The organism is Sphingomonas adhaesiva (genome assembly GCF_036946125.1).
Lineage (GTDB): Bacteria > Pseudomonadota > Alphaproteobacteria > Sphingomonadales > Sphingomonadaceae > Sphingomonas > Sphingomonas adhaesiva_A.
Genome location: NZ_JAQIJT010000002.1, coordinates 1634048 through 1647912 on the forward strand (window position 1 = coordinate 1634048; position 13865 = coordinate 1647912).

Consider the following 13865-nt stretch of genomic DNA (forward strand, 5'->3'; position numbering starts at 1 on the left):
ACGCCTCCCGCAACCGATTGCCTACCGCGACGTCGTCAGACGAGGCGGCTCTGCTTGACCGCGGCGGCGATGAAGCTGGCGAACAGCGGATGCGGCTCGAACGGCTTGCTCTTCAGCTCCGGGTGGAACTGGACGCCCACGAACCACGGATGATCCGGCCGCTCGACGATCTCGGGCAGCGTGCCGTCGGGCGACATGCCGGAGAAGACGAGCCCGCCCTCCTCCAGCGCGTCGCGATACTTCGTATTCACCTCGTAGCGGTGGCGATGCCGCTCGCTGATCGTGTCGCTGCCGTAGATCGAGGAGACGACGCTGTTGCCGGTCAGCTTCGCCTCATAGGCGCCCAGCCGCATCGTGCCGCCCAGGTCGCCGTTCTCCGCGCGCTGCTCCAGCCCGCGCTCGGTCATCCATTCGGTGATGAGGCCGACGACCGGCTCCTCGGTCGGCCCGAATTCGGTCGACGACGCCGCCGCGATCCCCGCCAGATCGCGCGCGCCCTCGACGCAGGCCATCTGCATCCCGAAGCAGATGCCGAAATACGGCACCCGCCGCTCGCGCGCGAAGCGGACCGAGGCGATCTTGCCCTCCGCGCCGCGCGATCCGAAGGCGCCGGGGACCAGGATCGCGTGGAGCGGCTCCAGATGCGCCGCGATCTCCGCGTCGTCGCCCTCGAACAGCTCGGCGTCGATCCAGCGGATGTTGACCTTCACCCGATTGGCGATGCCGCCGTGGACCAGCGCCTCGTTCAGCGACTTGTACGCGTCCTGCAGGCCCACATACTTGCCGACGACGCCGACCGTCACCTCGCCCTCGGGATGCATCAGCCGCTCGACGATCTCGTCCCAGCGGGTCAGGTCCGGTGCGGACGAGGGCGTGATTCCGAACGCGCGCAGCACCTCCGAATCGAGGCCCTCGCCATGATATTGCAGCGGCACCGCATAGATGCTCTTGGCATCCAGCGCGGGGATGACCGCGCTCTCGGGCACGTTGCAGAACAGCGCGATCTTCGCGCGCTCCGACTCGGGCAGCGGCTGTTCGCAGCGGCAGACGATCACGTCCGGCTGCACGCCCAGCGCCGCGATCTCGCGCACCGAATGCTGCGTCGGCTTCGTCTTCAGCTCGCCGGCCGCGGCGATGTACGGCACCAGCGTGACGTGGACGCTGATCGCATTGCCGCGCCCGACCTCGTTCTTCAGCTGGCGGATCGCCTCGATGAAGGGCAGCGACTCGATGTCGCCGACCGTCCCGCCGATCTCGCACAGCACGAAGTCGAGGTCGTCGGTCTCCGCCCGGGCGAACGCCTTGATCGCGTCCGTCACGTGCGGGATCACCTGCACCGTCGCGCCCAGATAGTCGCCGCGCCGCTCGCGCTCGATGATCGTCTTGTAGATCCGGCCCGAGGTGACGTTGTCCGACTGGCGCGCTGACACGCCGGTGAAGCGCTCGTAATGGCCCAGGTCCAGGTCGGTCTCCGCGCCGTCGTCGGTCACGTACACCTCGCCGTGCTGATACGGGCTCATCGTGCCCGGATCGACGTTCAGATACGGATCGAACTTGCGGATACGAACGCGATAGCCGCGCGCCTGGAGCAGCGCCGCGAGGCTCGCCGCCATGAGACCCTTGCCGAGCGAGGAAACCACGCCGCCGGTGATGAAGATATACCGCGCCATGGGACGCAACCCCTAACCGTTGAACACGAACAAGCGCAAGCGCGCGCGGTGCACCGCGCGCGACGAAGCGCCGATAAAACGAGGATCAGTTGGCGAGCGGGACGCCGTTGTCCGCCGGCGAGGGCGCCGGTGCGGCCGGTGCGCCCGGCTGCGGCTGGGCCTGCACCGGCTGCGTCTGCGCGGCGGGCGCGCGGCGCTGGAGCGAGGTGTCGACCGTGGTCCCGCTGCGGCTGGCGGCGATGAAGGCGAGCAGCACGCTCATCGCGATGAACAGCCCGGCCAGCACGCCGGTCGCGCGCGTCAGGAAGTCCGCCGCGCCGCGCGCCGACATCAGCCCCGACGGGCTGCCCGACGAGGTCAGCCCGCCGCCCTCCGACCGCTGCATCAGGATCACGGTGACGAGGGCAGCCGCGATGATGGCCTGAACGACGAGCAGGAAGGTGAACATGACGCGCGCGGAATCCCACAGGTGAAGAAGCGGCGCACGCGATGACGGCCATGCCCCGGACCGGCGCCACATAGGCGGACCCGGCAGAAGGATCAACCGCGCGCACCGCCGGGCACCCGTCGTAAAATCATGACAGGGCTGAAACCACTGGTTCGACACGGCGTTATCCATCGCGTCGAGCCGGAACGGACCGGCAACCCTTTCAGCACAAGGCGGGACGAGGACGTGTCAGCTTTCGCTCAGCCGGAATTGAATTCGTGGATGAAGGCGCTGGTGGACTACGTGCGGTCGGGCGAACCCGATCTCACGAACCGCCAGATGGCGCTTCTTCTGGTGGTCTATCTGCGCCCCGGCCCGCACACCGTGCGCGGTCTGGCGCGGATACTGAACGTCTCGAAACCCGTCGTGACGCGCGCCTTGAACAGGCTGGGCGCTCTCGGCTATCTGCGCCGCCAACGCGACGACAGCGACAAGCGCAACATCTTCGTCGCCCGCACATCCGAAGGGGCAGATTTTCTTGAGGAGTTCGGCCAGTTCATCGGCGACGGAGACGCGTCGCCACCGGCCCGCGCCGTCAACGCGTAACGGATACGCGCTGACCGGACGGTCGCGCGCGCTCGACCCCCGCATCCACGCCGTACGCCCCGACATCGCCGACGTGCGGCTGGCGGACCAGGTGTTCGCGCCGCATTATGCCGCCCCCGTCCGCCGCACGCTGCGCGCCGACGCGGCCTTGCGCGAGGGGCGCGACGCCGCCTCGCCGGTCGTCGCGCGGTTGCGCGCAGGCGACCCGTTCGAGCTGCTCGACATCACCGGCGGCGTGGCCTGGGGCATCGCCACCGGCGCCGGCCTGGTCGGCTATCTCGATGCGGAGGTGGTGGCGGTATGAGCATCCGGGTCTTCATCGACGGCGCCGTCGGCACTACCGGGCTCGAAATCCGCGAGCGGCTGTCCGACCGGCCCGAGATCGCGCTCGTCACGCTGGACGATGCGCAGCGCAAGGATGCCGCGGCGCGCGCGCAGGCGCTCAACGCCGCCGATATCGTCATCCTATGCCTGCCCGACGATGCCGCGCGCGACGCGGTGGCGATGATCGCCAACGACCGTACCCGCGTGATCGACGCCTCCACCGCGCACCGCGTCGCGGACGGCTGGACCTATGGTTTCGCCGAGCTCGACCCCGCGAACGCGAACCGCATCGCGACCGCGCGCTTCGTCAGCAATCCGGGCTGCTATCCGACCGGCTTCCTGGCGCTGGTCGCACCGCTGGTGCGCGACGCGCTGATCCCCGCCGACTGGCCGCTGACCGTCAACGCCGTCTCCGGCTATTCGGGCGGCGGCAAGGCGCTGATCGAGCGGTTCGAGCAGGATGCGGGGCTCGCCTTCCGCGACTATGGCTTCACCCTCGCGCACAAGCATATCCCGGAAATGCAGAAGCATGCCGGCCTCGCCTACGCGCCCGTCTTCGCGCCGATGGTGACGCGCGCCTATCGCGGCATGATCGTGGAGGTGCCGCTGCCCCTCGCCGCCATGCCGGGCCGCCCGTCGCGCGCGGCACTGCTCGATTCGCTTCACCGCGCCTATGCCGGCAGCGCGCTGGTGCGCGTCCACGACGATGCCCCGGACGAGCTGCTGATCGGCACCCACGATGCCGGCACCGACCGGCTCGACCTGCGCGTCTTCGCCGCGGCGGACGGGTCGCAGGCGCGCCTCGTCGCCACGCTGGACAATCTGGGCAAGGGCGCGGCGGGGGCTGCGGTGCAGAATCTGAACATCATGGCCGGGCTCGATCCCGTCGCCGGCCTGACCTGCTAATTCCGTCCCTTCTGATCCTCCCAGCTAGGAGATTCCGGTGAAGCGCGATCCTGTCGGCAAGCTGCTCTTATTCGGCGCCACGGGCGATCTCGCCCGGCGCATGCTGTTGCCGTCGCTGTTCGGGCTGCACGCCGATGGCCTGCTGCCCGAGGGGCTGACGATCACCGGCTCCGCGCGCGCCGACCTCGACGACGACGGCTTCCGCGCGGAAGCGTCGAAGGCGCTCGACGAATTCCTGCCGGACGATCGCAAGGATGCCGACAAGATCGCCTCCTTCCTCCAGCGGCTGCAGTTCCAGTCCGCGGACCTGTCGAACGAGGCCACCTTCGCCCCGCTCGCGGAAAAGATCGGCGACGTGTCCGGCGGCCTGTCGATCTTCCTCTCGACCGCACCGTCGCTGTTCGAGGCCGCGGTGAAGGGGTTGCAGAAGGTGGGCCTCGCCGGTCCCACCGTCCGCATCGGGCTGGAAAAGCCGCTCGGCTACGATCTGGCCTCCTCGAAGGAGATCAACGACACCGTCGCCGCGGCCTTTACCGAGGAGCGGATCTTCCGCATCGACCATTATCTCGGCAAGGAGACGGTGCAGAACATCCTCGCCCTGCGCTTCGGCAATTCCTTCTTCGAGCCGGTGTGGAACGCACAGGGCATCGACAACGTGCAGATCACCGTGTCGGAGACGGTCGGGCTGGAGGATCGCGCAGGCTATTACGACGGCGCCGGCGCGCTGCGCGACATGGTCACCAACCATATCCTCCAGCTCGTCGCGCTGATCGCGATGGAGCCGCCGGCGCGCTTCGACCCCACCGACATCCGCGACGAGAAGGCGAAGGTCTTCCGCTCGCTGCGCCGGATCGCGCCGGAGGAGGTGGCGCACAGCACCGTCACCGGCCAGTATGTCGGCGGCGCGTCGAAGGGGGAGATCGTCAAGGGTTACGACGAGGAGCTCGGCCGCGACAGCAACACCGAGACGTTCGTCGCGATCAAGGCGCATATCGACAACTGGCGCTGGCAGGGCGTCCCCTTCTACCTGCGCACGGGCAAGCGCATGCCGGTGCGCCGCAGCGAGATCGCGATCCAGTTCAAGCCGGTGCCGCACTCGATGTTCGCCGGGCGCGGCGGGCTGCTCCAGCCCAACATGCTCGTCATCCGCCTCCAGCCGGAGGAATATATCGAGCTGCTGGTGATGGCCAAGGAGCCCGGCCTCGACCGCGAGGGCGTGCGCCTGCGCGAGGTGCCGCTCAAGCTCAGCCTCGACGCCGAATTCGCCGGCACCCGCCGCCGCATCGCCTACGAACGCCTGCTGCTGGACCTGATCGAGGGCGACCAGACGCTGTTCGTCCGCCGCGACGAGGTGGAGGCGCAGTGGATCTGGACCGACGCGATCCGCGCCGGCTGGAAGGCGAACAACACCAAGCCGAAGCATTACCCCTCCGGCACCTGGGGCCCCTCCGCCGCGATCGCGCTGACCGAGCGCGACGGCGTCACCTGGGTCGACGATTGATAGCAACTCAATGACCTGACCCCCGTTCGGGCTGAGCGAAGTCGAAGCCCAAGCGCCGCGCGTGCCCTTCGACTTCGCTCAGGGCGAACGGGTGGCGTTCCACAGGAAGAAGACATGACCGAAATCGAATGGTGGGAATATGACGACGCCGCCGAGCTGGCGGACGCGGTCGCGGGCGACATCCAGTTCGTCATCGAAAGCGCGATCGACGCGCGCGGCTCGGCGGTGATCGCGCTGGCGGGCGGCAAGACCCCGCTGCCGGCCTATGAGAAGCTCGCCAAAGCGAAGCTCGACTGGAAGCGCGTGACGATCATCCCCGGCGACGAGCGGATCGTGCCGCTGGGCGATGCGCTGTCGAACGTCACCGCGCTCGGCAAGACCTTCATCCCCAAGGGCGCGCGCGTCATCCCGATCGTTCCCAAGGCGACCCCGGACTACAAGGCCGCGGGCCGATCCGCCGATGCATTGTTGCAGGACCTGCACTGGCCGCTCGACCTGTGCGTGCTGGGCGTCGGCGGCGACGGCCACACCGCGTCGATCTTCCCCGGCCCCGATTACGACGAAGCGCTGAACGGGCCCAAGGAGCGCCGCGCGCTGGGCGTCATGCCCGATCCGCTGCCGCCCGAGGCGCCGGTGGCGCGCGTCACGCTCAGCCGTCAGGGCATCGTCACCGCGCGCGCGCTGCTGCTCGCGGTCACGGGTGCGGCCAAGCGCAAGGTGATCGAGGATGCGATCAAGGAGGGCGCCGGCTCGCCCTATCCGATCGGTCGCGTGCTGGCCGACGTCGAGCTGCCGGTCGACATCCACTGGGCGCCCTGACGCGGCCGAATACGCATGTTGCCGCGGGCGGCACCTTCGCGCCCGCGTCGCTCCTCGCTAAAGGGCTCGCATGAACCCCGCCGTCAGCGCCGTCACCGACCGCATCATCGAACGCTCGCGTCCGTCCCGCCAGGCCTATCTCGCGCTGATCGAGCGCGAGCGGGAGACCTGGGTCGGGCGGCCCCGGCTGGGCTGCGCCAATCTGGCGCACGCCTATGCCGGTACGCCCGAGGATCGCGACACGCTGACGTCGCAGCATCAGGCGATGAACATCGGCATAGTCACCGCCTATAACGACATGCTGTCGGCGCATGCGGTCTATTACCGCTACCCGGAGCTGATGAAGGTCTGGGCGCGCGAGGTCGGTGCGACGGCGCAGGTCGCGGGCGGCGTGCCCGCGATGTGCGACGGCGTGACGCAGGGCTATCCCGGCATGGAGCTGTCGCTGTTCAGCCGCGACACGATCGCGCTGTCGACCGCGATCGCGCTCTCCCACGGCACGTTCGAGGGTGCGGCGCTGCTCGGCATCTGCGACAAGATCGTGCCGGGCCTGCTGATGGGCGCGCTGCGCTTCGGCCATCTGCCGATGGTGTTGATCCCCGGCGGCCCGATGCCCTCGGGCCTGCCCAACAAGGCGAAGGCCGCGGTGCGCGAGCGCTTCGCCGAGGGACAGGCGACGCGCGACGAACTGCTCGACGCGGAGATCCAGGCCTATCACTCGCAGGGCACCTGCACCTTCTACGGCACCGCCAACACCAATCAGATGATGATGGAGGTCATGGGCCTCCACATGCCCGGCGCCGCCTTCGTCAATCCGGGCACGAAGCTGCGGCAGGAGCTGACCCGCGCCGCGGTCCACCGGCTCGCCGCGATCGGCACGCACGGCGGGGATTATCGCCCGCTCGGCCACTGCGTCGATGAAAGGGCGATCGTCAACGCCGCGGTCGGGCTGCTCGCGACCGGCGGGTCGACCAACCACCTGCTCCACGTGCCCGCGATCGCGCGCGCGGCCGGGATCGTCATCGACTGGGAGGATTTCGACCGCCTGTCGGCCGCGGTGCCGCTGCTGGCGCGCGTCTATCCCAACGGCTCGGCCGACGTGAACGGGTTCGAGGCGGCGGGGGGCATGCCCTTCGTCATCCGCGAACTGCTGGATGCGGGCTATCTCCACCGCGACATCCTGACGGTCGCGGGCGGCGATCTGACCGACTATGGCCGCAAGCCCGCGATCGAAGGGGACACGCTCACGTGGGCCGATCCCGGCGCGAGCGGCGACGACACGATCCTGCGCCCCGCCGCGCAGCCCTTTTCGCCCGACGGCGGGATGCGCATCCTCCAGGGCAATATCGGCCGCGCCTGTATCAAGGTGTCGGCGGTCGAGCGCGAGCGCTGGGTGATCGAGGCGCCCGCGCGCGTCTTCTCCGACCAGCTCGACGTGCTGGAGGCCTTCCGGAACGGCGAGCTGGAGCGCGACGTCGTCGTGGTGGTCCGGTTCCAGGGCCCGCGCGCCAACGGCATGCCCGAACTCCACAAGCTGACCCCGCCGCTGGGCGTGCTCCAGAACCGCGGGTTCAGGGTCGCGCTGGTCACCGACGGTCGCATGTCGGGGGCGAGCGGCAAGGTGCCGTGTGCGATCCACTGCTCGCCGGAAGCGCTCGGGAACGGCGCCATCGCGTTGATCCGCGACGGCGACCTCATCCGCGTCGATGCGGAAACGGGCACGCTGACCGCGCTGGTCGACGCCGCCGAATGGCGCGCGCGCACGCCCGCGACGCCGCCCGCCGCGGCGACGGGCATGGGCCGCGAGCTGTTCGGCCTGTTCCGCGGCCTGGCCGACGAGGCGGAAAAGGGCGCCAGCGCGATCCTCGCGGGCGCGGGGCTTTAGCGAGGAGGGTCACCCCGGACTTGTTCCGGGGTCCACCCAATCGCACACCTAAACGGATCGGACTCGCGGCACGGTGGATGCCGGAACAAGTCCGGCATGACGGAGAATGCTGATGCAGGTCGTATCGGTTGACATCGGGGGCACCCACGCCCGCTTCGCCATTGCGGAGGTAGCGGACGGCCGCGTCGTGTCGCTGGGCGAGCCGACCACGCTCAAGGTCGCCGAGCATGCCAGCCTGCAAACCGCGTGGGAGGCGTATCGCGACCAGCAGGGCGGCACCCTGCCCTCCGCCGCCGCGCTGTCGGTCGCCTCGCCGATCACCGGCGACGTCATCCGCCTGACCAACAACCCCTGGGTCATCCGCCCCTCGCTCATCCCCGAGCGCCTCGGTGCCGACACCTATAGCATCGTCAACGATTTCGCCGCCGTCGGCCATGCCGTCGCGCAGCTGCCGGCGGCGGATTTCGAGCATCTGTGCGGCCCCGACGTCGCGCTGCCGGCGCGGGGCGTGACCACCGTCTGCGGCCCCGGCACCGGGCTGGGCGTGGCGCAGGTGTTCAAGCAGGACGGCCATTACTGGGTGCTCCCCACCGAGGGCGGGCATCAGGACTATGCCCCGCTCGACGGGATCGAGGATGCGATCCTGAAGCGCCTTCGCAAGACCTACACGCGCGTTTCCGCCGAGCGGATCGTCGCGGGCCCCGGCATCGTCGCCATCTACGAGACGCTGGCCGAGCTGGAAGGCCGCGCGGTGCGGCATCAGGACGACAAGGCGATCTGGACCGAGGCGCTCGACGGCTCCGATTCGCTCGCGCTCGCCGCGCTCGACCGCTTCTGCCTCGCGCTCGGCGCGGTGGCGGGCGACCTGGCGCTGGCGCACGGCGCGCAGGGCGTCGTCATCGCCGGCGGCCTGGGGCTGCGCATCAAGGACAAGCTGCTTCGCTCGGGCTTCGACCAGCGCTTCGTCGCGAAGGGGCGCTTCCAGCAGATGATGGCGAAGCTGCCGGTCAAGCTCATCACCCACCCCCAGCCCGGCCTCTTCGGCGCGGCTGCCGCCTTCGCACAGGAACACCGGAACGTGGAGCACGCACAGTGACCGACATCGCCACCATCATGCTGACCAGCCCGGTCATCCCGGTGCTGGTCATCAAGGACGCGGCCCAGGCGCGCCCGCTCGCCGAGGCGTTGGTCGCGGGCGGTCTGAAGGTGCTGGAGGTGACGCTGCGCACCCCCGCCGCGCTCGATGCCATCCGCGAGATGAAGCAGGTCCCCGGCGCGATCGTCGGCGCGGGCACCGTCGTGACGAAGGAGCAGGTCGCCGAGGTGAAGGCGGCGGGCGCGGAGTTCATCGTCTCCCCCGGGCTGTCGCAGCCGTTGGGCGAGACGATCGCCGCGACGGGCATCCCCTGGCTGCCCGGCGTCGCGACCGCCGGCGACATCATGCGCGGGCTCGACATGGGGCTCACCCACTTCAAGTTCTTTCCCGCCGAGACAAGCGGCGGGGTGAAGGCGCTCAAGGCGCTCGCCGCCCCCTTCTACCAGTGCCGCTTCTGCCCGACCGGCGGCATCACCGAGGCGACCGCGCGCGACTGGCTGTCGCTCGATCCGGTCCTGTGCGTCGGCGGCAGCTGGGTGACGGAGGGCACGCTGCCCGAAATCGAGGCGCGGGCACGCGCAGCGGTGGCGCTGAAGGGGTGAGCGCGCGCCCGCGTCACGCGCGGCGATGATCCGGCCTGTCCTGTTCCCCGGCGGGGGCGGGACCTTTGCAAAAGGCTGTACCGTGCTCCTGCCTGCGGAGGAGCACGGCATAGCGTCTTGCGAGAGTCTCGCCTTCGCCGGGGAACGGCAAAATTGTCGAGCGATCCACGACTTTCGCCGAGGTCTCGAAAAAGTCAGGGGTGACGGCAGGCTCTGCGCGAATGGATGACACACCGCCCCTTTCAGAAGGCGGGACGTATCGTCAGAAGCGATAGCCGATCGACATCTGCAGGATCGGATAGACCTTGTAGTCATCGATGTCGTCCTGCAACCGCCGGCGCTCCGTCTCCAGGCTGGCGCGGAAGTCCGGATCGTTGCGGGCTTCACCGCTTGCGGTGAACTCGCGCAGCCGCACGCTACCCTGGAACAGCACGCCGGCATCGAAGCTGTACATGAAGCCGCGACGGCGCGTGCCGCTCCAGCCGAGCGTCAGCGCCGGCGTCAGATTCTTCACGTCGGCTCGCCCGCTCAACGTGCCCACGTCCCGGAAATCGTAGCTTTCACCGCCGACGTCTACCGAGCCGCTGGTCGGCGTCGCCTCGACACGCGCGCGATTCTTGTTGATGCGTGCGCCTGCCGAAACGCGAAAATGGCCACCGAACGGATAGACATCGGCCATCAGACCATAGGACTCCAGGTTCAACCGACCCTTGTAGGTGATGTCGTCGGGATCGAAGTCGGCGCTGATCTTGAGGAAACTCGCACTGCCGCGCACGCCGAGATGGTCGCTGAAGCGCGCCCCGACCTCGGGTCCGACGCCCAGCGTTCCCCCCGTCAGCGCGGCGCTGAAAACCGTTCCCGCATCGTCCGCTGCCTGCGCCAAGGCAGGCGCGCTCGCCAGGGCCGCCGCCACGGCGACCAGTCCACCCAATACCTTCATGTTTCGTTTCCCGACGTTGATAGTGCTGCCGGTCCCCCCGGCGCCGCCCCTATCTCCGCGTTCGCGCGCGCCAGCGCCCTCCATTTGGCGTAAGCGCGCGAATAAAGTGCCGTCAGGCCTCGCTCACCAGCAGCTTGTCGATGCGCCGTCCGTCGAGGTCGACCACCTCGAACTTCCAGCCCTGCTCCTCGAAGCTCTCGCCCTCGCTCGGCAGCTTGCGGAACGCCGCCAGCGCCAGTCCGGCGACGGTCGCATAGTCGCGGTCCTCGGGCAGGTCGATGCCGAGCCGGTCCGCCAGCGCATCCGCCGACATCGTCCCCGCCACCAGCAGGCTGCCGTCGTCGCGCTCGACCACGTTGGGGCCCTCGTCCGGCCCGGCATCCGACGCGAACTCGCCCGCGATCGCCGCCAGCAGGTCGGCCGGGGTGACGATCCCCTCGAAATGCCCGTATTCGTCGTGGATCAGCGCCATCGGCACCTCCGCGCGGCGCAGCGCGTCGAGCGCGTCCATCGCATCGATCTGGTCCACCACCACCGGCGCCTTGCGCATCAGCCGCGCCAGATCCAGCGTCTCGCCGCGGAACAGCGCCATCGCCACGTCGCGCGCCTGCACCACGCCCACCACCGCGTCGATCGACCCCTGCGCCACCGGCAGCCGGCTGTGCCCGGTCTCCAGCAGCTTGGTACGGATCGCGGCATCGTCCAGCGCGACGTCCAGCCACTCCACCTCGGTGCGCGGCGTCATCACCTCGCGCACCGGACGATCAGCCAGCCGCACCACGCCCGAGATGATCGAGCGCTCATGCTCCTCGATCACGCCCGACTTGCTCGCCTCCGCGACGATCAGGTGCAGTTCCTCGGCGGTCACCTGATCCTCGTTCTCGCGGTTGAGGCCCAGCAGGCGGAACGCCAGCCCGCTGGTCGAATCGAGTACCCAGACCAGCGGCTTGGTGAACCGCGCCAGCCACGTCATCGGCACCGCGACCAGCGCCGCGACCGGCTCGGGCTTGCGCAGCGCGAACTGCTTGGGCACCAGCTCGCCCACCACGAGCGAGGCATAGGTCGTCAGCGCGATCACCAGCGCATAGCCCAGCGTCGCCGCCGTCGCCTGATCCAGCCCCAGCCGCTCCAGCCGCGCCGCGGTCGGCGTGCCCAGGCTCGCCCCCGAATAGGCGCCGCTGACGATCCCGATCAGCGTGATGCCGATCTGCACGGTGGACAGGAACTTGCCCGGATCCGCCGCCAGCCGCAGCGCCGCGGTCGCGCCGCGCTTGCCGGTGCGCGCCATCGCCTCCAGCCGCGCCTTGCGCGCCGATACGATGGCCAGTTCGCTCATCGCGAACACGCCGTTCAACGCGACGAGGGCGAGGATGATGAGGACGTCGATCCAGGGGAACGGCGGTAGCATGGTCGCCCGTGCTCTTGGCGGGAAAGCGGGCGTGGGACAATCCACAAATGTGACGATGGCTTGCCGGCGCGGACAGCATCCATTCAGTCCGCAGGTGGAACAATTCCGATCCGGTCCGGGTTTTTCCGGGCCTACGGGTCAGAAAAGGGCGTTCGAAGATGGTGTCATCCAAGTTGGTCGCGGCGGTCGCGTCGGTGTCGCTGCTGTCGGTATCGGCCTGCACCACCGATCCGGACACGGGTCAGCGGACCATCTCCAAGACCGCGATCGGCGGCATCGGCGGCGCGCTGGGCGGGTATCTGCTCGGCGATCTGGTCGGCGGGCGGCGCGACCGGACGGAGAAGATCGTCGGTGCGGGCATCGGCGGCATCGCGGGTGCGGCGATCGGCGCCTATATGGACAAGCAGGAGCGCGAGATGCGCGCGCGTACCGCGGGCACCGACGTGCAGGTGGTGCGCCAGGGCGACGACCTGCTGCTCAACATCCCCTCGGGGATCAACTTCGCGTACAATTCGGCGAATGTGGAGCCGCAGTTCCGCGCGACGCTGGACCGGGTGGCGAGCGTGCTGGCCGACTACAACCAGACCTATATCGACGTGTACGGCCACACCGATTCGACCGGCAGCGACAGCTACAACCAGGGCCTGTCGGAGCGCCGCGCAATATCCGTCGCGGATTATCTGTCCAGCCACGGGGTCGCCCCCGCCCGCATCGCCACCCGCGGCTTCGGCGAAACGCAGCCGATCGCCTCGAACGAGACCGAGGAAGGCCGCGCCGCCAACCGCCGGGTCGAGATCAAGATCGTGCCGGTGTCGCAGAACGACGTGCCGCCGCGCTATTGAGGAAACGTCATCCGGCGGGGGCCCCTCTTGGCTAGGCGCCCCCGCCACAAGGCCCGTCACCCCGGGCTTGACGAAGACCTCTGCGAAAGGCGTGGATCGCTAGACAATTTCGCCGTTCCCCGGCGAAGGCCGGGGCCCAGCTGGGGGACGGTGGTAACAGACCGAAAAGCCACACCAACTGGGCCCCGGCCTTCGCCGGGGAACAAGGAACTGAGGTTCGCAGAGGTCTCGACTGTTTCCGGGGTCCACCGCGCCGAGCAGCAAAGGGCCGGTGAATTCATGGTTCGGTGGATGCCGGAACGAGTCCGGCATGACGGCGAAGACGCGACCTTTGCGAACGCTTCCACGGCGCTGTGCCAGCCGTTCGCAAACGTCCCGCGAAAACCGGCTCCATCAATAGCAGCCCCCTATCGCCGCGCGGCAAAGAAATCGCGCAACAGCGCCGACCCCTCGCCCGCGCCGATGCCACCGAACACCTCGGGGCGATGATGGCAGGTCGGCTGCGCGAAGAACCGCGGCCCATGCTCCACCGCCCCGCCCTTCGGGTCATCCGCGCCGTAATAGACCCGCGCGATCCGCGCATGCGCGATCGCCCCCGCGCACATCGCGCACGGCTCCAGCGTCACCCACAAATCGCATTCGCCCAGCCGATCGCCGCCCAGCAGGCGCGCCGCCTCGCGGATCGCCAGCATCTCGGCATGCGCCGTGGGATCGCATAGCGTGCGCGGCGCGTTCGCCGCGACCGCGATCACCTCGCCACCGCGCACGATCACCGCGCCGACCGGCACCTCGCCCGCCTCCGCCGCGGCTCGCGCGGCATCCAGGGCGGCTCGCATCGG

Annotated in this window: 14 protein-coding genes; 9 read left to right on the top strand and 5 right to left on the bottom strand. The window is 69.3% G+C overall.

The features are described from left to right. Positions 1-35: 35 nt before the first annotated feature. Positions 36-1670, bottom strand: coding sequence for a CTP synthase (locus PGN23_RS14040; RefSeq protein WP_335303592.1), 1635 nt, complete (start codon positions 1668-1670; stop codon positions 36-38). An 85-nt stretch (positions 1671-1755) separates the two neighbouring features. After that, positions 1756-2118 (bottom strand): preprotein translocase subunit SecG, encoded by a 363-nt coding sequence (secG, locus tag PGN23_RS14045; protein ID WP_335303594.1) that lies wholly within the window; start codon positions 2116-2118, stop codon positions 1756-1758. 261 nt (positions 2119-2379) lie between these two features. Between secG and PGN23_RS14050 the strand changes: the two genes are divergently transcribed. The 8 genes from PGN23_RS14050 (at position 2380) to eda (ending at position 9836) form a co-directional block, all read left to right on the top strand. Continuing rightward, the gene (locus PGN23_RS14050) at positions 2380-2703 is read left to right on the top strand and encodes a MarR family transcriptional regulator (RefSeq protein ID WP_335300611.1); all 324 of its coding nucleotides are present in this window, start codon (positions 2380-2382) and stop codon (positions 2701-2703) included. A 73-nt stretch (positions 2704-2776) separates the two neighbouring features. Next, positions 2777-3007: an SH3 domain-containing protein gene (locus tag PGN23_RS14055; RefSeq protein WP_335303595.1), complete on the top strand. Its 231-nt coding sequence runs from the start codon at positions 2777-2779 to the stop codon at positions 3005-3007. Then, positions 3004-3933, top strand: coding sequence for an N-acetyl-gamma-glutamyl-phosphate reductase (gene argC, locus PGN23_RS14060; protein WP_335303596.1), 930 nt, complete (start codon positions 3004-3006; stop codon positions 3931-3933). Before PGN23_RS14055 ends, argC begins: the two co-directional genes overlap by 4 nt. A gap of 37 nt (positions 3934-3970) precedes the next feature. Then, on the top strand, positions 3971-5434 hold the full coding sequence (zwf, locus tag PGN23_RS14065; protein ID WP_335303597.1) for a glucose-6-phosphate dehydrogenase: 1464 nt from the start codon (positions 3971-3973) through the stop codon (positions 5432-5434). 114 nt (positions 5435-5548) lie between these two features. Continuing rightward, positions 5549-6253 carry a 6-phosphogluconolactonase gene (pgl, locus tag PGN23_RS14070; protein WP_335303598.1) on the top strand — a complete coding sequence of 235 codons (705 nt, stop codon included), beginning with the start codon at positions 5549-5551 and terminating at the stop codon, positions 6251-6253. A 70-nt stretch (positions 6254-6323) separates the two neighbouring features. After that, complete coding sequence (edd, locus tag PGN23_RS14075) at positions 6324-8138, top strand: phosphogluconate dehydratase (protein ID WP_335303599.1); 1815 nt, start codon at positions 6324-6326, stop codon at positions 8136-8138. Positions 8139-8250: 112 nt separating this feature from the next. Then, on the top strand, positions 8251-9234 hold the full coding sequence (gene glk / locus PGN23_RS14080) for a glucokinase (RefSeq protein WP_335304606.1): 984 nt from the start codon (positions 8251-8253) through the stop codon (positions 9232-9234). Next, positions 9231-9836 carry a bifunctional 4-hydroxy-2-oxoglutarate aldolase/2-dehydro-3-deoxy-phosphogluconate aldolase gene (gene eda / locus PGN23_RS14085; RefSeq protein ID WP_335303600.1) on the top strand — a complete coding sequence of 202 codons (606 nt, stop codon included), beginning with the start codon at positions 9231-9233 and terminating at the stop codon, positions 9834-9836. Before glk ends, eda begins: the two co-directional genes overlap by 4 nt. 262 nt (positions 9837-10098) lie before the next feature. Here the strand turns inward: eda and PGN23_RS14090 are convergent, their stop codons facing one another. Together PGN23_RS14090 and PGN23_RS14095 are read right to left on the bottom strand one after the other, a co-directional pair. Further along, positions 10099-10776, bottom strand: a complete 678-nt coding sequence (locus tag PGN23_RS14090) for a hypothetical protein (RefSeq protein ID WP_335303601.1) — start codon at positions 10774-10776, stop codon at positions 10099-10101. A 112-nt stretch (positions 10777-10888) separates the two neighbouring features. Beyond that, positions 10889-12184: a hemolysin family protein gene (locus PGN23_RS14095; RefSeq protein ID WP_335303602.1), complete on the bottom strand. Its 1296-nt coding sequence runs from the start codon at positions 12182-12184 to the stop codon at positions 10889-10891. 158 nt (positions 12185-12342) lie between these two features. Here PGN23_RS14095 and PGN23_RS14100 point away from each other — a divergent pair, with 158 nt between their 5' ends. After that, positions 12343-13026: an OmpA family protein gene (locus PGN23_RS14100; protein ID WP_335303604.1), complete on the top strand. Its 684-nt coding sequence runs from the start codon at positions 12343-12345 to the stop codon at positions 13024-13026. A 407-nt stretch (positions 13027-13433) separates the two neighbouring features. Here PGN23_RS14100 and PGN23_RS14105 read toward each other — a convergent pair whose 3' ends face one another. Next, on the bottom strand, positions 13434-13862 hold the full coding sequence (locus PGN23_RS14105) for a nucleoside deaminase (RefSeq protein WP_335303605.1): 429 nt from the start codon (positions 13860-13862) through the stop codon (positions 13434-13436). Between the last annotated feature and the right edge of the window lie 3 nt (positions 13863-13865).